Origin of the sequence: Aeromonas sp. QDB63 (assembly GCF_027707425.1) — a bacterium.
Lineage (GTDB): Bacteria > Pseudomonadota > Gammaproteobacteria > Enterobacterales > Aeromonadaceae > Aeromonas > Aeromonas caviae.
Map to the genome: position 1 here is coordinate 22,177 of NZ_JAPCIS010000018.1, position 24,895 is coordinate 47,071.

The window sequence follows — 24,895 nt, forward strand, 5'->3', positions numbered from 1 at the left end:
CCATTCTGTCCACATTGCCGATATCCGGCTGTGGGTAACTTTGGGGATGAAATGGGATCCTGGGGCGTTGGATCCTTGAAAGTCAAGGATCTTATTTGCTGGATCCGTGCGGCAGCAACTGGAGATCCGGCCACTAAAAACGTAGAATAGCCGGTCTTTACTTAATCAATTGACGGGAGTCTAGAGTGACTGCTTCGCTATGGCAGCAGTGCCTTAACCGGCTGCAAGATGAGTTGCCCTCGGCAGAATTCAGCATGTGGATCCGGCCGCTTCAAGCGGAGTTGAGTGACAATACTCTGACCCTGTATGCACCGAACCGCTTTGTTCTGGACTGGGTACGCGACAAGTACCTGCTCCGGGTCAACGGCATCATCAACGAGCTGTGCGGAGCCGACGCTCCCACCCTGCGTTTTGATATCGGCAATCGCCCTCATCCCGTCGCGGTCGCCAGGGCGCCGGCCCGTGGTGTCGATCCTGTGAATAACTCTCCCAAGAGCTGGGAAAACAAGGCCGAAAACAAGCCCGAGCCAAACCACAAGAGCAACACCAACGTGAACTATACCTTCGAGAATTTCGTCGAGGGTAAGTCCAACCAGCTGGCCCGTGCGGCCGCCCGTCAGGTGGCCGACAATCCGGGTGGTGCCTACAACCCGCTGTTCCTCTATGGCGGAACCGGCCTGGGCAAGACCCACCTGCTGCACGCCGTTGGCAATGCCATCAAGGATCGCAAGAAAGACGCCAAAGTCATCTACATGCACTCCGAACGGTTCGTGCAGGACATGGTGAAGGCGCTGCAGAATAACGCCATTGAAGAGTTCAAGCGTTATTACCGTAGCGTCGATGCCCTGCTCATCGATGACATCCAGTTCTTCGCCAACAAGGAGCGCTCCCAGGAGGAGTTCTTCCACACCTTCAATGCCCTGCTTGAAGGCAACCAGCAGATCATCCTGACCTCGGACCGTTATCCGAAAGAGATCAACGGGGTGGAAGATCGTCTCAAGTCCCGCTTCGGCTGGGGACTCACGGTGGCGATCGAGCCGCCGGAGCTGGAGACCCGGGTTGCCATCCTGATGCGCAAGGCGGACGAGAACCAGATCCATCTGCCGGACGAAGTGGCCTTCTTCATCGCCAAACGGCTGCGCTCCAACGTCCGTGAACTGGAAGGCGCCCTCAACCGGGTGATCGCCAATGCCAACTTCACCGGCCGCGCCATCAACATCGACTTCGTGCGCGAGGCGCTGCGCGATCTCCTGGCCTTGCAGGAGAAGCTGGTCACCATCGACAACATCCAGAAGACGGTGGCGGAGTACTACAAGATCAAGCTGGCGGATCTGCTCTCCAAGCGTCGCTCCCGTTCCGTTGCCCGCCCGCGCCAGCTGGCGATGGCGCTGGCCAAGGAGCTGACCAACCACAGCTTGCCTGAGATAGGGGATGCCTTTGGTGGCCGTGACCACACCACGGTTCTTCATGCCTGCCGCAAGATCGAGCAGCTGAAGGAAGAGAGTCACGACATCAAGGAAGATTATTCCAACCTGATCCGTACCCTTTCTTCCTGATAACGGAACGGAGTGCACAGATGCAGATTGCATGTTCCAGCCTGATCCGAATCCTTTCCTCCCAATAACAACGGAGAGCACAGATGCAGCTCGAAATTAGCCGTGAGGCCCTGTTACGTCCCCTGCAACTGGTGTCCGGTGCCCTGGGTGGCCGGCCGACCCTGCCCATCCTCGGCAACGTCCTGCTCGATGTCAGCAATGGCCTGCTGTCGCTGACCGGGACCGATCTCGAGGTGGAGATGATCGGACAGGTTTATCTCAACAGCGACAGCCAGGATGGCCGCACCACAGTGCCGGCGCGCAAGCTGCTGGACATCTGTCGCGGTCTGCCGGAGGGGGCGGAGATCCGCCTCAGCACCGAGGGAGAGCGCCTCATCATCCGTTCCGGCCGCTCCCGCTTCAACCTGTCGACCCTGCCGGCCACCGAATACCCGAACATCGAGGATTGGGAATCTGTACTCGAGTTCGACATCAGCCAGCTGGAGCTGAAAAAACTCATCGACGCGACCCAGTTCTCCATGGCGAGCCAGGACGTGCGCTACTACCTGAACGGCATGCTGTTCGAGAGCGAAGGACACGGCCTGCGTACCGTGGCGACGGACGGTCACCGGCTGGCCACCTGCCGCCGCGAGGTGGTGGGGGAATCGTTGCCCGATCATCAGGTCATCCTGCCGCGCAAAGGGGTGCTGGAGCTGGTGCGCCTGCTGGAAGCGGAAGACAAGCCGGTACGGCTGCAAGTGGGCCGCAGCAACCTGCGTGCCGCCCTGGATGGCTTCATCTTCACCTCCAAGCTGGTGGATGGGCGTTTCCCGGACTGGCGCCGCGTCATCCCCCGGGGGAGTGACAAGGCCCTGATCGCCGGTCGCGAGGATCTGCGCCAGGCCTTTGCCCGTGCCGCCATCCTCTCCAACGAGAAATTCCGTGGGGTGCGTCTCAATCTGCAGGAAAACCTGCTGCGCATCACCGCCAACAACCCGGAACAGGAAGAAGCCGAAGAGCTGCTTGACGTACAATACGCCGCTGGCGAGATGGAGATCGGCTTCAACGTCTCCTATGTGCTGGACGTGTTGAATACGTTAAAATGTGACCAAATCCGGATCAGCCTGAGCGATTCCATCAGCAGCGCCATTATTGAGGATTTTGAGAACCAAGATGCCCAGTACGTGGTGATGCCGATGCGGATCTAGTCGTGTCCCTGGTCAAACTCCAGCTCAGCGACTTTCGCAACATTCAGCACGCCAGTCTCGCGCTGTCTCCCGGCCTCAATATCCTGGTCGGGAGCAACGGCAGTGGCAAGACCAGCGTGCTGGAAGCCATTCATTACCTTGGTCTCGGCCGCTCGTTTCGTACCCATTTGACCGGGCGGGTCATCCGCCAGGGCGAGCGGGCCTTTACCCTGTTTGCCCAGTGCGAGCTGGAGGGGCGTCAGGTGCCCATCGGGCTTGCCAAGGACAAGGGGGGCGAAACCCAGCTCAAGATCGCCGGTGCCCAGGCCCAGCGCCTGGCCGATCTGGCGGAGCTGTTGCCGGTACAGTTGATCCACCCCGATGGTTTCAGCCTGCTGACCGGTGGGCCCCAGGCTCGCCGGGCCTGGCTCGACTGGGGTGTTTTCCATCAGGAGCCGACCTTCTTCTCCCTCTGGGGGCGGGTGCGTCGGCTGTTGAAGCAGCGCAATGCCTTGCTGCGCCAGAGCACCCAGTATCGTCAACTGGCATTCTGGGATCAGGAGCTGGTGCGACTGGGTGGCGAGCTGGCGGGGTTTCGCGCCAGTTATTGTCAGGCCATTACGCCCCTGATCAAGGAGATGACGGCAGATTTTCTGCCGGAGTTCGATATCAGTCTTGGATTCTATCGAGGCTGGGAAAAAGACACTCCCCTCGACGCATTGCTGGAGGCGGGGTTCGAACGGGATCGTTCGCTGGGGTACACTGGGGTCGGTCCGCAGAAGGCGGACGTGCGGCTCAAGGCGAACGGCGTGCCCGCGCAGGATATTTTGTCCAGGGGTCAGCTGAAGTTGCTGGTCTGTGCCATGCGGCTGGCCCAAGGGCTCTATTTGAATCAACATAGCAGCCGCGGCTGTATTTTTTTAATTGATGATTTTGCCTCTGAACTGGATGTCGACAAACGTCGTCTGCTGGCCGCAAGGCTGAAGCAGTGCGCGTCCCAGGTGTTCATCACCGCCATCGATACCGGTCAGCTCGCAGACATGATGGATGCGAGTGACTGCAAGCTGTTCCACGTGGAACAAGGCAAGATCTCCGAAACGTTAGAGAAGGCAGAGAGTAAGCTATGAGTGAAAATACTTACGACTCCTCGAATATCAAGGTGCTCAAGGGCCTGGATGCGGTCCGCAAGCGCCCGGGGATGTATATCGGCGATACGGACGATGGATCGGGCCTGCACCACATGGTGTTCGAGGTCGTCGACAACTCCATCGACGAGGCTCTGGCTGGCTACTGCTCCGATATCCAGGTCAAGATCCATTCCGACGGCTCCGTCTCCGTGCGCGACAACGGTCGCGGCATTCCGGTGGACATCCACCCGGAAGAGGGTCGTTCGGCCGCTGAAGTCATCATGACCGTGCTGCACGCCGGCGGCAAATTCGATGACAACTCCTACAAGGTGTCCGGCGGTCTGCACGGTGTGGGCGTTTCCGTGGTGAACGCGCTTTCCGACAAGCTGCTGCTGACCATCCGCCGCAACGGTCATGTCTACGAGCAGACCTATCACCTGGGCGAGCCGCAGGCACCCCTCAAGCAGATTGGTGACAGCACTGGCACCGGGACCGAAGTCCGCTTCTGGCCGAGCCCGACCATCTTCAGTGACACCCTGTTCCACTACGAGATCCTGGCCAAGCGTCTGCGCGAGCTCTCCTTCCTCAACTCCGGCGTCTCCATCCGTCTGATGGACGAGCGTGATGGCCGTGAGGCGCACTTCTGCTACGAAGGGGGCATCAAGGCCTTCGTCGAGTACCTGAACCAGAACAAGACCCCGATCCACCCCAAGGTGTTCCACTTCACCACAGAGCAGGACGGCATCGGTGTCGAAGTCGCCATGCAGTGGAACGACGCCTATCAGGAAGGGGTCTACTGCTTCACCAACAACATTCCGCAGCGGGATGGCGGTACCCACCTGGTGGGCTTCCGTACCGCGCTGACCCGGACGCTGAACAACTACATGGACAAGGAGGACTACAGCAAGAAGGCCAAGTCCGCCGCCAGTGGTGACGACGTCCGTGAAGGTCTGATTGCCGTTATCTCCGTCAAGGTGCCTGACCCTAAGTTCTCCTCCCAGACCAAGGACAAGCTGGTCTCTTCCGAAGTGAAGACCGCCGTGGAACAGGCCATGGGTGAGAAGCTGGCCGACTTCCTGCTGGAAAACCCGGGCGACGCCAAAATCGTGGTCAACAAGATCATCGATGCGGCCCGTGCCCGTGAAGCGGCCCGCAAGGCCCGCGAACTGACCCGCCGCAAGGGCGCGCTGGATATCGCCGGTCTGCCCGGCAAGCTGGCGGACTGTCAGGAGAAAGACCCGGCGCTCTCCGAACTCTACATCGTGGAAGGGGACTCTGCTGGCGGTTCCGCCAAGCAGGGTCGCAACCGGAAGAACCAGGCCATCCTGCCCCTCAAGGGTAAAATCCTGAACGTGGAGAAGGCCCGTTTCGACAAGATGATCTCCTCCCAGGAGGTGGGCACCCTGATCACCGCCCTGGGCTGTGGCATCGGTCGCGACGAGTACAACCCGGACAAGCTGCGCTATCACAACATCATCATCATGACGGATGCGGACGTCGATGGTGCGCACATCCGTACCCTGCTGCTGACCTTCTTCTATCGTCAGATGCCGGAAATCATCGAGCGTGGCTATGTCTTCATCGCCCAGCCGCCGCTCTACAAGGTGAAGAAGGGCAAACAGGAGCAGTACCTGAAAGACGAAGACGCATTGTTGCAGTACCAGACCGCCATGGCGCTGGACGGTGCGACCCTGCACGTCAACGAGTCTGCCCCGGCCATCGGTGGCGAGGCGCTGGAGCGTCTGGTCAACCAGCATCGCTCCGTGACTCACCTCATCACCCGCATGTCCCGCCGCGCCCCGGAAGCCGTGCTGACCCAGCTGATCTATCAGCCTGAGTTGAACGAAACCCTGCTGGCCAGCGAGAGCGATCTGCAGACCTGGTGCCAGAGCATGGAAGTCGTGCTCAACGAGAGCAACCACGGTATCCAGTACCAGATGCAGGTACGCCGCGACGAGGAGCGCAGCCTGTTCGTGCCCCACGCCGTGGTACGCCAGCACGGGGTCGACCGTGAATATCCGCTGAGCTATGACTTCCTGCAATCCTCCGAGTACCGTCAGCTGGTCTCCCTGGGCAAGGAGATCGCCAACCTGATCGAGGAAGGCGGTTACATCAAGCGTGGTGAGAAGGTGAAGCCGGTCGCCAGCTTCGTTGAAGCGGTCGAGTGGCTGATGGGCGAAGGCAAGCGTGGCATCTACATCCAGCGCTATAAAGGGCTGGGGGAGATGAACCCGGAGCAGCTGTGGGAAACCACCATGGATCCGGAAGCCCGTCGCATGCTGCGTGTCACCATCGACGACGCAGTCGGCGCCGACCAGCTCTTCTCCACCCTGATGGGTGACGCCGTAGAGCCCCGTCGCGACTTCATCGAGACCAACGCCCTGCGGGTTGCCAACCTCGACGTCTAATCAGACGGTCCGACAATCATCAAAAGCCGCTCCTCGTGAGCGGCTTTTTGTTTTTTGGGCGGAAGGGAGAGGGCGCGTTCCACGTGAAACATGAGGGACCTAGACTCTGTCACCACGAAAGGTGCGGCGCCACTCCCGCGGCGACACCCCGAAGCGGGTGCGAAAGTGCTTGCGCAAGATGGTGGCAGACCCGAGCCCCACCAGTTCGGCGATGCGTTCCACGGTGTGGGCGCTGGACTCCAGCAGCATCTGGCTGCGGCGCAGGCGCTCCGACATCAGCCACTCCCCGAGGGAGAGACCGGTGGCGAGCTGGAAGCGGCGGCTAAAGGTGCGTCGGCTCATCATGCAATGTTCCGCCAGGCTGTCCAGGGTGTGGGGCGCGGCCAGGTGCAGGCGAAGGTGATCGAACAGCTGGTTGATCCTGGCATCCCGGGTGGTGGCGGGTACCGGCTGCTCGATGAACTGGGCCTGGCCACCCTCCCGGTGGGGAGGCACCACCAGCCGCCTGGCCAGCTTGTTGGCAATCTGGCTGCCGTGATGCTGGCGAACCAGATAGAGGCAGCAGTCCAGGCTGGCGGCGGTGCCAGCCGAAGTGATGAGCCCGTCGTCGTCGACGTAGAGGGCATTGGTGTCGAGCCGCACCCGGGGGAAGCGCTGGACGAACTCCTGTTCAAATTCCCAGTGGGTGGCGGCACCGCGCCCGTCCAGCAGGCCGGCATAGGCCAGCACATAGGTACCGAGACAGAGCCCCACGATCTGGGCTCCCCTGATCCGGGCGGCAACCAGGGCATCGAGCAGGGGTTGGGCGGGGCGCTCGGCCGGATCGCGCCAGAAGGGGATGATGATGATATCCGCCTCCAGCAGACCCTCCAGGCCATAGTCGGCCTCCATGCGAAAGCCCTGGGAGGAGGCGGGTTGCCGCGTGTCATCCCCGGCGCAGAGTCTCAGCTCGAACAGCGACTGGCCCGGCATCATCTTGTCGCCAAAGATGAGGCAGGGCACCGAGCAGTGAAAGGGGCTGAAGCGATCGAAGGTGATGACGGCGACGATGAGGGGACGGGGCATGGTGGCAAACTCCTTTGCACTCGGATCCCCATCATACGGGGCAGCAACAGAAAGCCGAAGAGCCATGTGGTGCCCGGCCCCTCGCTCAGAGCACCATGGTGTCGCCATCCTCGGGCACCCGTACCCGGGCGGCCATCCCCTGGCTGTCCAGGTAGTCGCGCAGCTCCCGCCGGGACAGCAGGGCATGATTGACCGCCTCCATGTGGCTGGCGATCAGGGTGGCCTGCGGGGCGGCCTGATAGACGGCGGCCACATCCTCCTTGCCCATGATGATGGCGCCCAGACCCGTCACCTGGGCATCACCGCAGTTGAGGACGACAACCTCGGGTTGGTGCCGGTGCAGCGCTTGTTCAACCTGGGCATTCCAGACGGTGTCGCCGGCCAGATAGAGGGTCTTTTCGGCGGGATGGGAGAAGACCACTCCGCTGACCTCGCCAAGGCGATCCCCCAGCAGGGCCATGATGGTATCGCTGCCGTGTCGGCCTTCCGTCTGTTGCAGGCGGATGCCGGCGAACTCGCCGACCTCGCCCAGCAGGCGCACATCCTCGAAGCCGCATCCCCTCATGGTGTCGGCATCTTTTTGATGCTGCACGAACAGGGGAAGGTGCTTGGGGATCTTCGCTTTCGCGACATCGTCCCAGTGATCCAGATGGTCATGGGTGACGATCACCGCATCCACCTCCAGCAGGGTCGCCATGGGCAGCGGCAGCTCGACCAGGGGGTTGCGAAGATGGCTGTTGGCCATGCCTTCGAAGCCGGGGTAGCTCCCCTTGGGGGCCAGCATGGGGTCGATGAGGAAGCGGGTTCCTGCGTAGTGGATGAGCAGGGTGGCGTTGCGAACCTGGGTAATCTTCATGGCGTGCTCCGGTTTCTCGTTGGGGACACGGCCAGTATGGAAGGATGAGGGACGGATCATGAGTGGCCCGCAGGCCTATTATCGATCTAATCGGGCCATTCTTGATGGCCTGCATTTCTTTTGTTTTTACCCCTTGAAAGCCAAATGCTGGCCCCTATATAGATAACAAGGCCGGAACGCTCGACAGAGGTTTCGACCAGGTGCCCGTCCATCAGGAGGGCAAACAATCCGTTATCGCTCACAAGAGGGTAATACTATGCGTTCTATCGACTTTTCTCCGCTCTATCGTTCTGCCATCGGTTTCGATCGTCTGGCCACTCTCATCGAATCTGCCGCCAGCAATGGCAATGCCGGCTATCCCCCCTACAACATCGAGCAGCTGGGTGACAGCGACTACCGCATCAGCATGGCGGTGGCGGGCTTTACCCAGGAAGAGCTGGAGCTGAGCTTCCAGGAAAATCTGCTGACGGTGAAGGGCAGCAAGCAGGCCGACACCGAGCGCAACTACCTCTACCAAGGCATTGCCGAACGCGGCTTCGAGCGTCGCTTCCAGCTGGCCGACTATGTGCGGGTGAAGGGGGCCGACCTGAAGAACGGTCTGCTGCACATCGACCTGGTGCGCGAAGTGCCCGAGGCGATGAAGCCCCGCAAGATCGAGATCAACGGCTGACAGCCTGACCTCGTTGCATTGCTGATGTTTCCCGGGTGCCGATGGCGGGCCCGCGGAGAGTAAACCCTGTTGCTTTATAGAAGGATAGGATCATGCGTAACCTCGACTTTTCTCATCTCTATTCCAATGCCGTCGGCTTCGAGCGGATGGCCCGCGAGCTGGAAGGCCTGTTCGATCAGAAGACCTCGGCCTACCCCCCGTACAACATCGAAAAGCGGGATCACGACAGCTACCTCATCACGGTTGCCGTGGCCGGTTTCGATCGCAATGAGCTGGAGCTGGAGACCGAAAACGGTACCCTCAAGGTGAAGGGGCGCAAGGTCGCCACCATGGGCGAGCGCCAGTTCCTCCATCAGGGGATCGCCGAGCGGGACTTCGAGCTCGCCTTCAAGCTGAGCCAGCACGTGGAAGTGCAGGGGGCCAGGCTGGAGCACGGTCTGCTGACCATAGAGCTGGCCCGGGAGCTGCCGGAAGCGCTCAAGCCCCGTGCCATCCCCATCGGCAAACCCGATCAGCTGGCACTGCCCGGTTAAACAACATCGCTGACCACCTGATAGAAAAGAGGCCTGCATCTGCAGGCCTCTTTTTTTCATGCCGAAGGGGGAATCAACCGGCGTAGAGGGCGTTGATCTCGTTGGCCAGGATGGCGATGCCGCGACGCACCAGATCTTCGCTCTGGGCATAGTTGAGGCGGATGCACTCCTGGCTGTGGCGCCACTCGGGATCGTCGATGCCGGGGAAGAAGTAGTGGCCGGGCACGATCAGCAGGTTCTTCGCCTTCAGTCGCTCATACAGCTCCTGGCAGTGGATCGGCAGGTCTTCGAACCAGAGCCAGAGGAAGAGGGCTCCCTCCGGCTTGTGGATGTGGAAGCGCGGATCCGGAATGGCCTCGCGCAGCAGCTGGACCGCGAAGGTGGCTTTCTGCTGGTAGAAGGGTTTCACCACCTGTTCGCTCAGGGTGATGATGTCACCGCTCTCGATCATCGGAATGGTGATGGCCGGACCCAGGCTGCCCGGCGCCAGATTGATGATGCCGCTCAGGTTGGTGATGGCCCGGATGATCTTCTCGTCGGCGATGACGATGCCGCAACGGGTGCCCGGCAGGCCGAGCTTGGAGAGGCTCATGCAGAGGATGGTGTTGGCGTTCCAGAACGGCTTGGCGTCGCTGAAGATGATGCCGGGGAAGGGCACGCCGTAGGCATTGTCGATGAGCAGCGGGATCCCCTTGTCACGGGCGATCTGATCGAGGTGCTCGATCTCCTCGTCGGTGAGCACGTTGCCGGTGGGGTTGGTCGGCCGGGAGACACAGATCACCCCGATGTCGTCGCCCACCTGCAGGCTCTCGAAATCCACGTGGTATTTGAACTGGCCGTCGGGCAGCTTCTCGATGGTGGGCTTGTAGGCGACGAAATGATCGTCCGAGAGGGCCGAGTCGGCATAGCCGATGTATTCGGGGGCCAGGGGGAACAGCACCTTCTTCTTGCGACCGTCGGCGAACTCACCGGCCAGCAGGTTGAACAGATAGAAGAAGGCGTTCTGGCTGCCATTGGTCAGGGCGATGTTGCGGGCGGAGATTTCCCAGCCCAGCTCCTTGCTGAGCAGGGTCGCCAGCGCCCTGGTGAACCTGTCCTTGCCCTGGGGGCCATCGTAGTTGGCCATGGCCTTGATCAGTTCGCCGTTGTCGAGCAGGGTGTTGGCCTCGGCCTGAAAGCGTTCCAGCATGGCGGGGATGGGGGCCGGATTGCCGCCTCCCAGCATGATGGCGTCGGGATTCAGCAGCCCTTGATTGAGGTCGTCCATGAGTTGGGTAATACCGGCGTGGCGAGTGAACTTCTCGCCGAACAAGGAGAATTCCATTCGGTGGCAAATCCAGAGTCAGTTAAGGGGGGAGCTAGCACCATAGCTCACTTCAAAAGCGGGTGTCGATCAAAAAAACGGGGCGTTTCACGTGGAACAGGGTTGCCATGATGGAGGTGGTAAAAAAAACCATTTATAGGTTTTAAAATAACCAACATTCGATTCAGGAAGGGGAATGACAGCATCAAAAAATTATTTATATCAATAAAATCATGCTGTTATAAATCTGGCACAACTATTGGAATAGCTATCTGGTCATCTCAACCACACCGGAGCACGCCAGATGAAGATCCTGATCGCTACCCTGATTGCCAGCAGCCTGAGCCTGAATGCCATGGCCGCCGAGAACCCCAGACCCGAGCTGGACAGCGCCGCCCTGCAGCAGGAGATGCTGGCCTTGCAGCAGCAGGCCTCCCATGACGTGGTGGCAGAGGCCATCCACAACCTCAAGCCGCTGGCCCTGGAGACCCTGGTGGTGGAGGCGAGCTCGGCCGATGCGACTCATCCCGAGAGCTGAGGTAGCGCAAGGGGGTCTGCCCCGTGTGCTGCCTGAAGAAGGCGATGAAGGCGCTGTCGCTGGCGAACTCCAGGGCTGCGGCTACCCGGCTGATGGGCTCGGCTTCGGCCAGCAGTTCCATGGCCCGCAGCAGTCGCCACTGCTGGCGCCAGGCCTGGTAGCTCATGCCGGTCTCCCGCATGAAGATGCGGCCTATGGTCTTGTCACTGGCACCCACCCGCTCGGCCAGCCGGTTGAGCCGATCGGGCAGGGTGTCACCCCGCTTTATCTCCTGCAGCCAGCCGGTCAGACGCCCGTCTGACGGCAGCGGCAACTGCCAGGATTCCCGCGGCGCTTGCGCCAGCTCTTCTTTCAATAATGCCAGTGTGCAGGTTTGCTCTGCTTCCGGCTTGTCCCAGGGCCAGAGCGCCATCCGCTCGATGATCTCCCGCAGCAGCGGGTTGACCGCCAGCACCGCCATCTCGTTTGGCAACGCGGGCTCCGGCTGGAAGTAGAGGGAGCGATAGGCCACTACCCCGCGCATCAACACCCGGTGGGGCAGGCCTGCTGGCAACCAGGCCGCTCGCGTCGGCGGCAGCAGGCAGACCTGATCGTCCAGCTCTATGGTCATGCAGCCTGCCTGGGCGAACAGCAGCTGGTGGCGCTGGTGCTGATGGCGGCCGGAGTCGTGCCAGCCGAGGGCGGCGGCAATACCGATGGCGCTGCCGTCGTGCTGGTCCGGATCAAAGGGGTGATCGGGAAGAATAAAGGCCATGTGTCCGATTCTTGCTGTTTATAGTCCGCCTTATTGTAATCGGACAAGTTATCCCTCTCTAGAATGGCGACCTCTTGTGAAGGAGGTGTGTCATGAACAACAGGTTGCCACCGCGCTGGCTGGTGGTCGGATTGATGATGTTTCCCCAGATAGTGGAGACCATCTACAGCCCGGTGCTGACCCATATCGCCACTGAGTTTCGGGTGAGCGAGGGGCTGGCGTCCCAGACCCTGTCGGTCTATTTTCTGGCGTTTGCGGCGGGCGTGGTCTGCTGGGGCAGGTTGTGCGATCTCATCGGGCGGCGTCCCGCCATGCTGGCGGGGCTGCTGACCTATGGCGCCGGCACCCTGCTGGCGTTGCTGGCCGCTCAATTTGAAACCCTGCTGCTGGCCCGGGTCATCGCGGCCTTCGGTGCCGCCGTGGGTTCCGTGGTGACCCAGACCATGCTGCGCGACAGCTATCAGGGCAGCGATCTGGCGCGGGTCTTTTCGGTGATGGGCATCGCGCTCTCCCTGAGCCCGGTACTGGGGCTGGTGAGCGGTGGCCTGCTGGCTGATGGGGTGGGTTATGTCGGGGTATTCGGCGCCCTGCTGGCGCTGGCAATCGGCTTGTTGCTGATGGCTTGCTGGCAACTGCCGGAAACCCGCCCGGCCATCACCCAAAGGGTCGCACTCTGGCCGCTGGCCTGCCGGATGGTACGTGATACCGGCTTGTGGCGCAGCGCTGCCCTGGTGGCGCTGTTCAACACCATGCTGTTCGGCTACTACAGCCTGGCGCCGTTTTTGTTTGCCGGTCTGGGGCTGAGCGCGGGGGAATTTGGTTACTCCGGCATCGTGCTGGCGCTGGCGACCCTGGTGGGCAGCCTGCTCAACAAGCGCCTGCTGGGCCGTGGCTGGACGCCTGCCTCGTTAATACGGCTCGCCGCCGTGCTGGCATCGGGTTCGGGTTGGCTGGTGTGGGCCAGTCAGGCATCGCTCTGGTTTCTGCTGCCCATGACGGGAGTGGTGATCGCGTTCGGGCTGGCTATCCCCAATGTGCTGAGCCAGGCACTGCTGGCCTATCGGGAGGTGGCGGGCAGTGCCGGGGCCCTGTTCGGGCTCGGTTACTACCTGCTGCTCAGCCTGGGGTTGGCGGTTGCAGCCAGCTTGCAGGATCTCGGGCTGCTGCTCGGGGGATGCGGTCTGCTGGCCCTGTGCTGCGGTTGGCGTCGTTCCACGTGAAACATCAGCTGCCGATAAAGCGGTAGCCGATGCCGGCTTCAGTTTCGATCAGCGTGGGTTGCTGGGGGTTATCTCCCAGCTTCTTGCGCAGACTGGCGATGACGATGCGCAGGTAGTGAGTGTCCTCCTTGTGGCTTGGCCCCCAGATGTCGATGAGCAGCTGGGTCTGTTGCACCAGCTTGCCGGGGTGGCACACCAGCGCCTGCAACAGGGCGAACTCCTTGCGGGAGAGGGGGATCTCCTCGCCCTGCAAGGTCACCTTGTGGCTGCTGCTGTCCAGGGTCAGGCCACAGTGGGGGAAGTGTCGACACTCGCCGCTGGTGGCACCGACGCGCTGGCGCAGCAGCACCCGGATACGGGCCATCATCTCCCCGACGCCGAACGGCTTGCTCATGTAGTCGTTGGCCCCCGCATCCAGCAGCCGCACCTTATCCTGCTCCGAGTCCCGCGCCGAGAGCACCAGCACGGGATTGGCGTGGTGCTCGCGGATGGCGTGCAGGATTTGGATGCCATCACCGTCCGGCAGGCCCAGATCCAGGATCACCAGGTCGGGGTTGAGGTGGCGATACTGCGCCATCCCCTCGGTGACGCCGACCGCCTCACTCACCTGATGTCCTTCGGCGATCAGGCTGATCCGCAAAAAACGGCGGATGGCCGCCTCGTCGTCGATGACCAGTATGTGAGCCATTCAGCCTCCCGTTTGCTGATTGAAAAGGGCGGCGACCATCAGGCCGCCGGTGCGTTGAGGGCCAGCGGCAGGGAGATGCGCATGCAGGTGCCGTTGCCGTTGGGGCCGGCGAATGCCCAGATGCGGCCGCCGTGGACCTCTATCATAGCGCGGGAAATGGCGAGGCCAAGCCCGGTGCCGCGGCTGCCGCAGTCGCCGACCGGCTGGGTGTAGAACAGATTGAAGATCTTGTCCCGATCCGACTCGGCGATGCCGACCCCGATATCGATGATGTCGATGATGAGGTCGGGGGCCGCCAGCATCACCTTGAACTCGATGGGGGTGCCGGCCGGCGAGTAGCGGGAGGCGTTGTCGAGGATGTTGACCAGCACCTGCTCGATCAGGGCGCCGTGCACATAGAGCCGGGGGATCTGCTGATCGAAGTGCACCAGCAGCTTGTGCTGGCGCCAGGAGGAGTCGAGACGGCGGCGGGCGCTCTCCACCAGGTCCGCCAGGTCGACCCAGTCCCGTTTCAGCTGGAAATCCGGTGAACCGATGCGGGTCATGTCCAGCAGGTTCTGCACATAGCCGTGCAGGCGGCGCGCCTCGTCCTGCACCGAGTGCAGCAGTTCGATGCGGTCCTCTGCACTTATCCGGTCCCCGTATTCCAGCAGGGTGCTGCCAGCCCCCATGATGGTGGCCAGCGGCGTCTTCAGGTCGTGGGAGACCGAGGAGAGCAGGGCGGCGCGCATCCGGTCGGTCTCCGCCTGCAACTGGCTGTCCGCCAGCCGCTCGTTGAGATCGATCCGCGCCAGGGCGGCGCGGATATCGGTGAGCAGGGCCTGCAGCTGGTGCTCGGCGGCGGAGGTGAGCGGGCTGGCCAGCCGGATGCCCAGCACCAGGTCATCGCCGAGGTGATGATACTGAGCCTCGGCGGCGTTGAGGGTGGCGGTATGGGCACCGGCGCTCTGCTTCTGGGCCAGGCACCAGTCGATGGCGGCCTTGTCGGTCTGGCCCGGCCCGGTCTGGGTGTCACCGGCCCGGTACTGGTAATCCCCATCGAGCGCGAACACGGGCTGCCCAAGGGCGAGGGCGATGGCCTGGGTTCCCTGTCTCAGCACGTCCACCGGGCTGCTGGCGGTGGCCAGCCCCTGGCTCAGGGAGAGCAGGGCGTTGCCCAGTTGCTGGGTCTCGCGCAGACTGACCAGTTGCTGACGCTGGCGGGAGGCGAGGCGCCCGGCCGCGATGCCGACGATGAGCAGCACGAACAGGGTGAGCAGGTCGCTGTGGCTGGCCACGCTCAGGGAGAAGTAGGGGAAGGTGAACAGCAGATTGTGGCCGACGAATCCCAGCACGGCGGCCAGGATGGCGGGGACCAGGCTGGTGGTGAGCGCGGTGGCCAGTACCCCCAGCACGAACAGCATGGGCAGGGAGGCGGGGGGCAGCCAGTGGGAGAGGGCCCAGACCGCGGCCGAGGTCCCCCCCATGATGGCCACCGCCAGCAGGCTCTGGCGAAGCTCACCCGGGCCTGCCGTTGGCAGGGTCAGACCGGGCTTGCGCTTCTCGGTATCCACCAGCGTGATCTCGAATCCCTGCGCTTGTTTGAGCAGATGCTGTACCAGGGATCGACGCCAGGGCGGGTTGCGGGATTTGCCGAGCAGCAATTGGGAGACCTGCTGCTGTTCGGCGGTCTCCAGCAGGGCATCGGCCACGGCCGGGCTGGAGAGGGTCAGCACCCTGGCCCCCAACTGGGAGGCGAGGGCCAGCGCCTGCTCCAGCTCGGGGGAGCGTTGCCCCTTGCTGTCGATGTGCACCACCAGCCAGGGCAGTTGCCTGCGCTGGGCGAAGCGGTGGCCGTAACGCACCAGGGCGGCGCCGTGCTCATCCCCGATGCAGACCATCAGCTTGCCCCGCAGCGGCAGTGTGGTCTTGCCGGCCGCCTGCCACTGCAACTGCAGGTCTCCCTCCACGTGGCTGGCGGCGGTCTGCATCGCCAGCTCCCGCAGAGCGGTCAGGTTGTTGAGAGAGAAAAAGGATTGCAGGGCGGCCTTGGCCTGGTGGGGCACATAGACCTTGCCCTCCTTGAGGCGGCCGAGCAGCTCCTTGGGGGGCAGGTCGATCAGCACCAGGCTGTCGGCCTCCAGCAGCACCTGATCCGGCAGGGTCTCCTTGACCCTGACCCCGGTCAGCTGCCACACCAGATCGTTGAGGCTCTCCAGGTGCTGCACGTTGAGGGTGGTATAGACATCGATGCCGGCGCCCAGCAACTCCTCCACATCCTGCCAGCGCTTCTCATGGCGGCTGCCGGGGGCGTTGCTGTGGGCCAGCTCGTCCACCACGGCGATGGCGGGCTTGCGCGCCAGCAGACCGTCCAGATCCATCTCCTCCAGCCGCTGCTGGCGGTGCAGGTGCAGTGTGCGCGGCAGGATGGCGAGCTTGTCGAGCAGGGCCAGGGTCTCCTGGCGGCCGTGGGTCTCCACCACCCCGATCAGGATGTCGACTCCCTCCCTGGCCTGCTCCCGCACCGCCTGCAGCATGGCGTAGGTCTTGCCGACGCCGGGGGCCGCGCCGAGAAACACCTTCAGCTTGCCCCTGTGCTCCTGCTCCAGGCTCGCCAGCAGGGCGTCTGCCCTCACTTCATCACGCATCCCCGTGCTCCCGTTGCATCGGCCGAACTGCGGCCGTGACCTCATTGCTCATGCTTGTCCCCGTTGTCGAAAGGGAGCCTTCCCGAACGGCAAGGAGCGCCCTCAGGCGCCCTTTTGATGATCGAGTTGCAGGTTCAACTGGAGAATGTTGACCACCTGCGGGCCAAGGATACCAGCTTGTGCCGCCGACTTGACCTGCTCCGTCAACTGAACGGGATCCAGCCCCCGTTGCCCGGCGACCCTATCCACCTGGGCCAGTGCTGCATCGAGGGGCAGATGGGGATCGAGGCCGGAGGCGGAGCGGGTCAGCAGGGCGGGGACCCTGGCTTCCGGCTGCGCCCTGGCCGCCGCTGCGGCAAACTCGGCCCGTAGCGGCGAGCTCATCCCCAGGTTGCTTCCGCCGCCACCTATGGTGGCGAAATCGCTGGCGGAGGGGCGGGAGTGGAAGTAGTCGGCCCGCTCGAATTTTTGGGCCAGCAGGGCGCTGCCGACCACCTGCTGCTTGGCGTTGGTGAGCAGGCTGCCGTTGGCCTGCCAGGGGAAGAGCAGCTGGGCCAGCCCGGTGACGGCCAGCGGATATGCCACCCCCAGCAGCAGGGTCAGGGTCAGCAGGGTTCTGATTGCTATCATGATTTTTTGCTCCAAAAGATTGATGGGGTACAAGCCAGGCCTGCACCCCGCTATGTAGTCACACTAGGCCCAGGCCGGTGATGACCAGGTCGATCAGCTTGATACCTATGAAAGGCACTATCAGGCCGCCGACGCCGTAGATCAGCAGGTTGCGGCGCAGCAGGCTGACCGCCGTTCCCTTCAGGCTGACCCCGCGCAGGGCCAGCGGCACCAGCGCGACGATGATCAGGGCGTTGAAGATGATGGCCGACAGGATGGCGCTCTCCGGGCTGCCCAGCTGCATCAGGTTCAGCGCCCCCAGCTGCGGATAGGCGGCGATGAACAGGGCTGGCAGGATGGCGAAGTACTTGGCCACGTCGTTGGCGATGGAGAAGGTGGTCAGGGCGCCGCGGGTCACCAGCAGCTGCTTGCCCACCAGCACCACGTCCAGCAGCTTGGTGGGGTTGGAGTCGAGATCCACCAGGTTGCCCGCCTCCTTGGCGGCCTGGGTCCCCTCGTTCATGGCCAGGCCCACGTCGGCCTGGGCCAGCGCCGGGGCGTCGTTGGCGCCGTCCCCGCACATGGCGACCAGCCGGCCGTCGGCCTGCTCCTGACGGATGTAGGCCAGTTTCTTCTCCGGCGTCGCCTCGGCGATGAAGTCATCTACCCCGGCTTCGGCGGCGATGGCGGCGGCGGTCAGCGGGTTGTCACCGGTGATCATCACGGTGCGGATCCCCATGTGGCGCAGGGTCTGGAAGCGGGCCTTGATGCCCGGCTTGATGATGTCCTTGAGGTACACCACCCCCAGCAACTTCTCGTGGGTGCAGACCAGCAGCGGGGTGCCGCCCTGGCGGGCGATGTTGTCCACCGATTTGAGGATGAGCTCCGGCACTGCCTTGCGATCGAGGGAGAGGTAGCGTAGCACCGCGTCCACCGCCCCCTTGCGATAGTGATGGCCATTGCGATCCAGCCCGCTCAGCCTGGTCTCGGCGCTGAAAGGGATGAGGATGTCGCTCTCCAGCTGGCTCGGTCTGGTGTGGCTCTTGCCCGCCAGGGTCAGGATGGATTTGCCCTCCGGCGTGTTGTCACCGAGCGAGGCCAGCATGGCGGCCTGGGCCAGCAGGGAGGGATCCACGCCGGGGGCCGGGATCAGCTCGTCCGCCATCCGGTTGCCGAAGGTGATGGTGCCGGTCTTGTCCAGCAGCAGGGTACGCACGTCGCCGGCGGCTTCCACCGCCCGGCCCGACTTGGCGATCACGTTGAGCTTCACTAGCCGGTCCATGCCGGCGATGCCGATGGCGGAGAGCAGGCCGCCGATGGTGGTCGGGATCAGGGTGATGAACAGCGCCAGCAGATAGAGCCGGGGCACCTGGGTGCCGTTGTAGTCGAGGAACCAGGGCAGGGTGGCCACCACCAGCAGGAAGATCAGGGTCAGCCCCACCAGCAGGGCGTCCAGCGCCATCTCGTTGGGGGTCTTCTGCCGCTTGGCCCCTTCCACCAGGGCAATCATGCGATCCAGCGTACTTTCGCCCGGGTTGTTGGTGATGCGCACCCAGATCTCGTCGGAGACGACAGTGGTGTTGCCGGTCACGCCGCTGCGGTCGGTGCCGGACTCGCGGATGACGGGGGCGGATTCGCCGGTGATGGCCGCCTCGTTGACCGAGGCGATGCCGGCGACCACTTCGCCGTCGGCGGGGATCATTTCGCCGCTGCGCACCAGCACCAGATCGCCCTTGAGCAGGCTGGTGGCCGGTACCCACTCGCCCTTGTCATCCTGCGGGCTGGTGACCCGGCGAGCCTTGAGCTGGCTCATGCCGGCCTTCAGACTGTCGGCCCGCGCCTTGCCGCGCCCCTCGGCCAGGGTCTCGGCGAAGTTGGCAAACCAGAGGGTGAGCCAGAGCCAGGCGGTCAGCTGCCAGGCCAGAGAAGGAGCGACGCCGGAGAGCGGTTGCCCCAGCAGCGACTCCAGGGTCGCCATCACGGCCGCCAGCCAGAGAGTGAACAGGATGGGGCTGCCAAACAGCGCCCTGGGATTGAAGCGATAGAGGGCTTCCACCATGGCCTGCAGGATCTGTGATTTCTGTTTCTTGCCCTTCACCTGAATGGTGTCGGTGCTCATTGAAGCGGATTTGCTCATTGGAAAGCTCCCTGCATCGAGTAGTTGGTCACGCAGATCAGTCGGAGGTGCAGCATCAGAAGGCTCCTCCCAGCAGGCTCAGGTGTTCCGCCACCGGGCCCAGCGCCAGCACCGGCAGGAAGGAGAGACCCCCCATCAGCAGCACGGTGACGATCAGCAGGGTGATGAAGAGCGGGCCGCTGACGGGGAAGTCCCCCTCGCTTCGCTCCTGACGCGGGGCGCGGGCCAGCTGGCCGGCGATGGCCAGCACGGGGATGATGTAGCCGAAGCGGCCGAGCAGCATGGCCAGCCCGATGGCGATGCACTGCCAGCTGTCGGCGGCGGCAAAGCCGGCGAAGGCGGAGCCGTTGTTGCCGGCGGCCGAGGCGTAGGCATAGATCAGTCGTGACAGGCCATGGGGGCCATCGTGACCGATGACGGTGGCGGAGTTCGGCATCAGCAGGGTAATGCCGCCGATCACCAATACCCCGACCGGCATCACCAGCATGCTGGCGACCACCCACTTCATCTCGGTGATGCCGAGCCGTTTGCCGAGATAGGTCGGGGTGCGCCCCACCATCAGGCCGCACAGGAACACGGTCAGCAGCACGAACAGCATCATGCCGTAGATGCCGGCACCGACGCCGCCGAACACCACTTCACCCAGCAGCATGTTGATCATGCCGACCATGCCGGCGAGGGGGGTGAAGCTGTCGTGCATGGCGTTGACCGAGCCGTTGGAGGCGGCGGTGGTGGCCACTTCCCAGATGCTGGACAGCACGGGGCCGAAGCGACTCTCCTTGCCTTCCCAGTTGCCGGCTTCGCTGGTGAGGTGGGCGAGGGCGGGATCCGGTTTCAGCTCCTGGCCGATGGCGAGGCAGAGCCCCAGCACCAGCATGATGGTCATGGCGATGAGGATGGCGCGGCTGTGGGCCAGATCCTTCACGTAACGGCCCAGGGTGCAGACCATGGCGGCGGCCAGGGTCAGCAGGGCGACCATTTCCAGCCAGTTGGAGAGGGCGGTCGGGTTCTCGAACGGATGGGCCGAGTTGATGCCGAAGAAGCCGCCGCCGTTGGAGCCGAGCTGCTTGATGGCGATCTGGGAGGCGGCCGGGCCGAGCGGCAGCAGCTGCTCCTGGCCTTCCAGAGCGTGGAACGGCAGGTAGGCCGACAGGCTTTGGGGCACCCCCTGCCATACCAGCAGCAGCGCCATGATCAACGCCATGGGCAGCAGCACGTAGAGACAGAAGCGCACCAGATCCTGCCAGAAGTTGCCAAGGTGTATGGTCTGCTGGCGGGAGAGACCGCGAAACAGGGCGATGGCGACGGCGGCGCCGGTGGCGGCGGAGACGAAGTTCTGGGTGGTGAGCCCCACCATCTGGCTGAAGTAGGAGAGGCTGGCTTCGCCGGAGTAGGCCTGCCAGTTGGTGTTGGTCATGAAGCTGACCGCGGTGTTGAAGGCGAGTTGCCAGTTCAACCCTGGCAGTTGCTGCGGGTTGAGGGGCAGCAGCCCCTGCGCCATCAGGATCAGGAACAGCAGGCCGAAACCGGCGCCGTTGAAAGCCAGCAGGCTGAGGGCGTAGGACTTCCAGTCCTGCTCGCGCCCGTCCGTGCCGCAGCAGGCCAGGGTGGCGCGCTCAAGCGGGGCCAGCCAGCGACTCTTGCCTTCAAATACCCGATACAGGTAGTTGCCAAGCAGAGGCGCCGGCAGCAGCACCAGCAGCACGAACGCGACGGGATAGATGATCTCTTGCCACATATCCGGTTCCTCACTCATGAGTGCGCGCGAGGGCGCGCAGCAGATAGCCCGCGAGGGCGAGGACCAGCAGCAGATATAGCCAATTCATAACGACTCCGTTGAGGTAATTAGCGTCAGGGATCGATGCATATCCGTGTCGATCCCATGGGTCTCATTGACGCTGAAAGGGTATGTAAAACGGGCGTAAAGGCGCCATAAAGCCCAATTTGGCTGGCGTAAAATCGGCGTAAAGAAGGCGGGTTTTGTTGGCTGGTGGACGGGCAAGGCACAAAAAACCCGGCCTGGGCAGGGTTTTGGTAGCAAGTGGCGGAAGCTGACCCGATGGTGATGAGGTCAGCTTCAACCCCGCTTATCGCATGGTCACAAACTCTTCCGCGCTGGTCGGATGGTGAGTGGAAACACAGTTGTAGAAGCTGGTCTGATAATGACAGGCCAGCTTCAACCCCGCTTATCGCATGGTCACAAACTCTTCCGCACTGGTTGGATGAATGGCAACGCAGTTGTCGAAGTCCGCCTTGGTGGCGCCCATCTTCATGGCGACGCCGAAGCCTTGCAGAATTTCGTCCATGGCGAAGCCGATGCCGTGCAGGCCGACTACCTTCTCTTCCGGCCCGACGCAGACCAGTTTCATCCGGGTGGGCTGGCGATGCTGGGTCAGGGCCGAGTACATGGCGGTGAACTGGCTGCGGTAGACCTTCACCTGATCTTCCCCGTATTCGGCGACGGCTTCCGGCTCGGTCAGGCCGATGGTGCCGATGGGCGGGTGGCTGAACACCACGGTCGGCACCAGATCGTAGTTGAGGTGCTCGCCCGGCTTGTTGTTGAACAGCCGCTCCGAGAGGCGGCGGCCTGCCGCGACAGCCACCGGGGTGAGCTGGATGCGGCCGGTGTTGTCACCGACGGCATAAAGGTTGGCGACGTCGGTGTTCTGGAACTTGTCTGTGGGGATGAAGCCCTTCTCGTCCAGGGTGATGCCGGTGGCAGCCAGATTGAGGTTGTCGGTGGCGGGCACGCGACCGATGGCCCATATGAGGCAGTCCACGGTGAGGTGGCGACCATCTTCCAGTTGCAGGGTCAGGCTGTCGTCTGCGTTCTTGATGACGGCCTTGGGAATGGCGTGGGTGTGCAGCTTGGGCCCTTCCTGCGCCATGATCTCCACCAGGGTCTCGTGGATCATGGGGTCGAAGTTGCGCAGCGGCGCATGTTTGCGCACCACCAGATGGGTCTCGGAGCCAAGTGCCTGCATCACGCCTGCGATCTCCACGGCGATATAGCCGGCACCCACCACGGCAACCCGTTTGGGCTGGCTTTGCAGGTCGAAAAAGCCGTCGGAGTCGATACCCAGTTCGGCGCCCGGAATGGTCGGCACCTCGGGGCGGCCGCCGGTGGCAATCAGGATGTGATCGGCGCTGTAGTGCTCGCCGTTCACCTCGACGGTATGGCTGTCGACGAAGCGGGCGAAGCCCTTGATGACAGTGATCTGGTTCTTGCCCAGCACGTTCTGGTAGGACTGGTGAATGCGCCCGATATAGGCCTGACGGGATTCGACCAGCTTGGCCCAGCTGAAGTGGTTGAGCGTGGTGTCGAAGCCGTAGTCGGCGCCATATTTCAGGGCATCGGCGATCTGGCCTGCATACCACATGGCCTTCTTCGGTACGCAGCCGACGTTGACGCAGGTGCCACCCAGCTCTTTGGCTTCGATCAGGGCGACTTTCTTGCCGTACATGGCTGCCCGGTTGGCCGAGGCGATGCCGCCGCTGCCGCCACCGATGGCGATGTAGTCAAAATGCTGTGCCATTGCGAGGTTCTCCGCTCGTTAAGAATGCAGTCACAGCATGATGGGGACAAAGCGGCCGGCCCACAAGAGCCGGTGCTCAGTTCTGCTGGATGGGCAGACGAATGTGGAACTGGGCACCCTGGCCCGGTTCGCTGGCGCAGTGGATGCGGCCCCGCAGCAGCTGGACCACCAGGTTGTAGATGATGTGAGTGCCGAGCCCGCTGCCACCCTGGCCCCGCTTGGAGGTGACGAAGGGATCGAAGATGCGCGGCAATATCTCCGGGGGGATGCCGCGACCGTTGTCACTGTAGTCGATGACCAGCTCGTCTCCCTGCTGCGCCACCTGAATGGTGATCTTTCTGGGCCTGTCCCAGCCATCGAAACCGTGATGGATGGAGTTGAGGATCAGGTTGGAATAGATCTGGGTGAAGCTGCCCGGGAAGGAGTAGATGCTCAGCTTGGGATCGCACTGGATGTCCACCTCGCACTGGGCCTTCTTGAGCTTGTAGCCGAGGGAGACCACCACCTGATGCAGGTTGTCGGCGAGGCTGAAGTTGTAGCGGGCCTCGGAGGACTGATCGACCGCTACCTGCTTGAAGCTGGCGATGAGTTCTGAGGCGCGTCTCAAGTTGCCTTGCAGCAGTTGCATCGACTCGTCGAGATTCTGGGTGAATTCGTTGAGGTAGGTGCGGGAGAGCTGCTTGGCCTCGATATGCTGCTTGAAGTCGGCCACCCGCTCCTGCAGGTAGGAGGAGGCGGTGACGCTGATGCCGATGGGGGTGTTGATCTCGTGGGCCACGCCGGCAACAAGGGAACCGAGCGAGGCCATTTTCTCCGACTCCACCAGGGTCTGCTGGGCCTGCTTGAGATCGTCATAGGCCTTGCCCAGCTGGTCGTTGGCATCGCTCAGGCTGCGGGTGCGTTCCGCCACCTTGCCTTCCAGCTGCTCGTTGAACAGGGTGATCTCCCGCTCGACCTTTTTGAGGGGGGTGATGTCATAGCCAAAGCCGATCAGGTACTTGAGGTTGGGCCCCTCGTAGAAGGGAGCGAAGGTCCACTGCAGTACCAGCTCGTTGCCCTGCTGGTCGTGCATGGTGATCTCCCTGTCCTCCAGAGCGCCCTGATCGGCCAGGGTGGCGGCCAGCTCGTCACGCTGCTCCTTGCTGACGAAGAGATCCAGCCAGTTGTGCTGCAACAGCTCCTGGTGGTGATAGCCGGTCAGCAGGATGGCCGCCGGGTTGATGCTGGCGATGTTGAGATCCGGCTCCATGCAGCAGATGACCATGTTGGCGGAGTTGATCAGGGTGGCGGAGAAGTCCCGCTCCTGCTGGAGCTGATCGGCGGCCTGATGGCGGGCCGTGAACTCGTCGTTCAACCGGGTGCGCATCTGGTTGAGGGTGGCGGCCAGGGTATCGAATTCGTCAGGGGACTTGCGGGGCAGGGGGCGACCTTCCAGGGTCAGCTCCACCGCGAGGCGATCCAGGCTCAGTTTCTGGGCATAGCTGACGATGCGGTTGATATGACGGATCACCAGATAGTAGATGATGACCAGGATGCAGAACGAGACGACCAGGGTCTTGATGGTCTGGCTGACCAGGATCAGCACGGATTTCTCGATGAGGCGCTGGTAGACCTGCTCCAGGGAGGCGGCGACGAAAAGCTTGCCGACCACTTCCCCCTGATAGCTCAGGGTGAACTCGCGGGAGATGTCGTATTGGGGCTGCTCCACCCCCTGGGTGAGCAGGGGCACTTCCGAATTGCCCAGCATCTCCTTGACCATGACGAACTGCATGTTGGGCAGGTTCATGATGCCCTCGATCTGCACCTTCACCTGCTCTTCATCCAGATTCCAGAGACTGGCCGAGATGGGTTGCAGGAAGGAGGCCTCGATCTGGCCGATGCTGGCCTCGATGACGGTCACATCCTTGTTGTAGTCCCAGGCGAGCTGAAGCACGGTGATGAGCAGTGCCAGCACCGTACTGCAGATCAGAATGTAGGAAAGCAGACGATAAGAGAGTCCGTTAAGGCCGACGGCCTTGGAGAAGATTCCTGACATGGCGTCCTTGCGGTCTGGATTGAGTGCGGTTTAGTTTAACTGCTTCATGGACTTATGTCGTGTGTCA

19 protein-coding genes are annotated in these 24,895 nt (G+C 62.7%); 8 read left to right on the plus strand and 11 right to left on the minus strand.

Features of this window, described 5'->3' with window-relative positions; genetic code table 11:
* Positions 1 to 185 precede the first annotated feature (185 nt).
* From dnaA to gyrB, 4 genes are all read left to right on the plus strand, one after another.
* Complete coding sequence (dnaA, locus tag PG879_RS12605; protein WP_039040645.1) at positions 186 to 1,556, plus strand: chromosomal replication initiator protein DnaA; 1,371 nt, start codon at positions 186 to 188, stop codon at positions 1,554 to 1,556.
* An 83-nt stretch (positions 1,557 to 1,639) separates the two neighbouring features.
* Positions 1,640 to 2,743, plus strand: a complete 1,104-nt coding sequence (dnaN, locus tag PG879_RS12610) for a DNA polymerase III subunit beta (RefSeq protein WP_039040646.1) — start codon at positions 1,640 to 1,642, stop codon at positions 2,741 to 2,743.
* 2 nt (positions 2,744 to 2,745) lie between these two features.
* The gene (recF, locus tag PG879_RS12615) at positions 2,746 to 3,849 is read left to right on the plus strand and encodes a DNA replication/repair protein RecF (RefSeq protein WP_010672287.1); all 1,104 of its coding nucleotides are present in this window, start codon (positions 2,746 to 2,748) and stop codon (positions 3,847 to 3,849) included.
* Positions 3,846 to 6,257: a DNA topoisomerase (ATP-hydrolyzing) subunit B gene (gene gyrB, locus PG879_RS12620; RefSeq protein WP_270830258.1), complete on the plus strand. Its 2,412-nt coding sequence runs from the start codon at positions 3,846 to 3,848 to the stop codon at positions 6,255 to 6,257. The genes recF and gyrB overlap by 4 nt, the downstream gene beginning before the upstream one ends.
* Positions 6,258 to 6,356: 99 nt before the next feature.
* Here the strand turns inward: gyrB and PG879_RS12625 are convergent, their stop codons facing one another.
* The gene (locus PG879_RS12625) at positions 6,357 to 7,322 is read right to left on the minus strand and encodes a GlxA family transcriptional regulator (protein ID WP_270830259.1); all 966 of its coding nucleotides are present in this window, start codon (positions 7,320 to 7,322) and stop codon (positions 6,357 to 6,359) included.
* A gap of 85 nt (positions 7,323 to 7,407) precedes the next feature.
* On the minus strand, positions 7,408 to 8,178 hold the full coding sequence (locus tag PG879_RS12630; RefSeq protein ID WP_039040649.1) for an MBL fold metallo-hydrolase: 771 nt from the start codon (positions 8,176 to 8,178) through the stop codon (positions 7,408 to 7,410).
* Between the two features lie 256 nt (positions 8,179 to 8,434).
* Between PG879_RS12630 and PG879_RS12635 the strand changes: the two genes are divergently transcribed.
* The gene (locus tag PG879_RS12635) at positions 8,435 to 8,848 is read left to right on the plus strand and encodes an Hsp20 family protein (protein ID WP_010672291.1); all 414 of its coding nucleotides are present in this window, start codon (positions 8,435 to 8,437) and stop codon (positions 8,846 to 8,848) included.
* 92 nt (positions 8,849 to 8,940) lie between these two features.
* Positions 8,941 to 9,381 carry an Hsp20 family protein gene (locus PG879_RS12640; protein WP_010672292.1) on the plus strand — a complete coding sequence of 147 codons (441 nt, stop codon included), beginning with the start codon at positions 8,941 to 8,943 and terminating at the stop codon, positions 9,379 to 9,381.
* 73 nt (positions 9,382 to 9,454) lie between these two features.
* Here the strand turns inward: PG879_RS12640 and PG879_RS12645 are convergent, their stop codons facing one another.
* Positions 9,455 to 10,705 (minus strand): valine--pyruvate transaminase, encoded by a 1,251-nt coding sequence (locus PG879_RS12645; protein ID WP_270830260.1) that lies wholly within the window; start codon positions 10,703 to 10,705, stop codon positions 9,455 to 9,457.
* A 283-nt stretch (positions 10,706 to 10,988) separates the two neighbouring features.
* On the opposite strand from PG879_RS12645, the gene PG879_RS12650 reads away from it, so the two are divergent.
* Positions 10,989 to 11,222, plus strand: coding sequence for a hypothetical protein (locus PG879_RS12650; RefSeq protein ID WP_041214189.1), 234 nt, complete (start codon positions 10,989 to 10,991; stop codon positions 11,220 to 11,222).
* On the opposite strand, the gene PG879_RS12655 is transcribed toward PG879_RS12650, so the two are convergent.
* Entirely contained in the window at positions 11,152 to 11,976 is an 825-nt protein-coding gene (locus PG879_RS12655; RefSeq protein WP_103261040.1) for an AraC family transcriptional regulator, read from the minus strand. The two genes, PG879_RS12650 and PG879_RS12655, sit on opposite strands and share 71 nt — an antisense overlap.
* A gap of 92 nt (positions 11,977 to 12,068) precedes the next feature.
* Between PG879_RS12655 and PG879_RS12660 the strand changes: the two genes are divergently transcribed.
* Positions 12,069 to 13,196, plus strand: a complete 1,128-nt coding sequence (locus PG879_RS12660) for an MFS transporter (RefSeq protein WP_270830261.1) — start codon at positions 12,069 to 12,071, stop codon at positions 13,194 to 13,196.
* A 4-nt stretch (positions 13,197 to 13,200) separates the two neighbouring features.
* Here the strand turns inward: PG879_RS12660 and PG879_RS12665 are convergent, their stop codons facing one another.
* The 7 genes from PG879_RS12665 to PG879_RS12695 all read right to left on the minus strand — a co-directional run bounded on the left by PG879_RS12665 (position 13,201) and on the right by PG879_RS12695 (position 24,828).
* Positions 13,201 to 13,884 (minus strand): response regulator, encoded by a 684-nt coding sequence (locus PG879_RS12665; RefSeq protein ID WP_270830262.1) that lies wholly within the window; start codon positions 13,882 to 13,884, stop codon positions 13,201 to 13,203.
* A 38-nt stretch (positions 13,885 to 13,922) separates the two neighbouring features.
* A complete protein-coding gene (locus PG879_RS12670; RefSeq protein WP_270830264.1) occupies positions 13,923 to 16,511 on the minus strand; it encodes a sensor histidine kinase in 2,589 nt (862 codons plus the stop codon).
* A 102-nt stretch (positions 16,512 to 16,613) separates the two neighbouring features.
* A complete protein-coding gene (locus PG879_RS12675) occupies positions 16,614 to 17,141 on the minus strand; it encodes a potassium-transporting ATPase subunit C (RefSeq protein ID WP_041212076.1) in 528 nt (175 codons plus the stop codon).
* A 58-nt stretch (positions 17,142 to 17,199) separates the two neighbouring features.
* On the minus strand, positions 17,200 to 19,257 hold the full coding sequence (gene kdpB / locus PG879_RS12680; protein ID WP_270830266.1) for a potassium-transporting ATPase subunit KdpB: 2,058 nt from the start codon (positions 19,255 to 19,257) through the stop codon (positions 17,200 to 17,202).
* A gap of 55 nt (positions 19,258 to 19,312) precedes the next feature.
* Positions 19,313 to 20,995 (minus strand): potassium-transporting ATPase subunit KdpA, encoded by a 1,683-nt coding sequence (gene kdpA / locus PG879_RS12685; protein WP_270830268.1) that lies wholly within the window; start codon positions 20,993 to 20,995, stop codon positions 19,313 to 19,315.
* A 448-nt stretch (positions 20,996 to 21,443) separates the two neighbouring features.
* Positions 21,444 to 22,793, minus strand: a complete 1,350-nt coding sequence (gorA, locus tag PG879_RS12690; RefSeq protein ID WP_270807244.1) for a glutathione-disulfide reductase — start codon at positions 22,791 to 22,793, stop codon at positions 21,444 to 21,446.
* Positions 22,794 to 22,869: 76 nt separating this feature from the next.
* The gene (locus tag PG879_RS12695) at positions 22,870 to 24,828 is read right to left on the minus strand and encodes an ATP-binding protein (protein ID WP_010672308.1); all 1,959 of its coding nucleotides are present in this window, start codon (positions 24,826 to 24,828) and stop codon (positions 22,870 to 22,872) included.
* Positions 24,829 to 24,895: the final 67 nt, after the last annotated feature.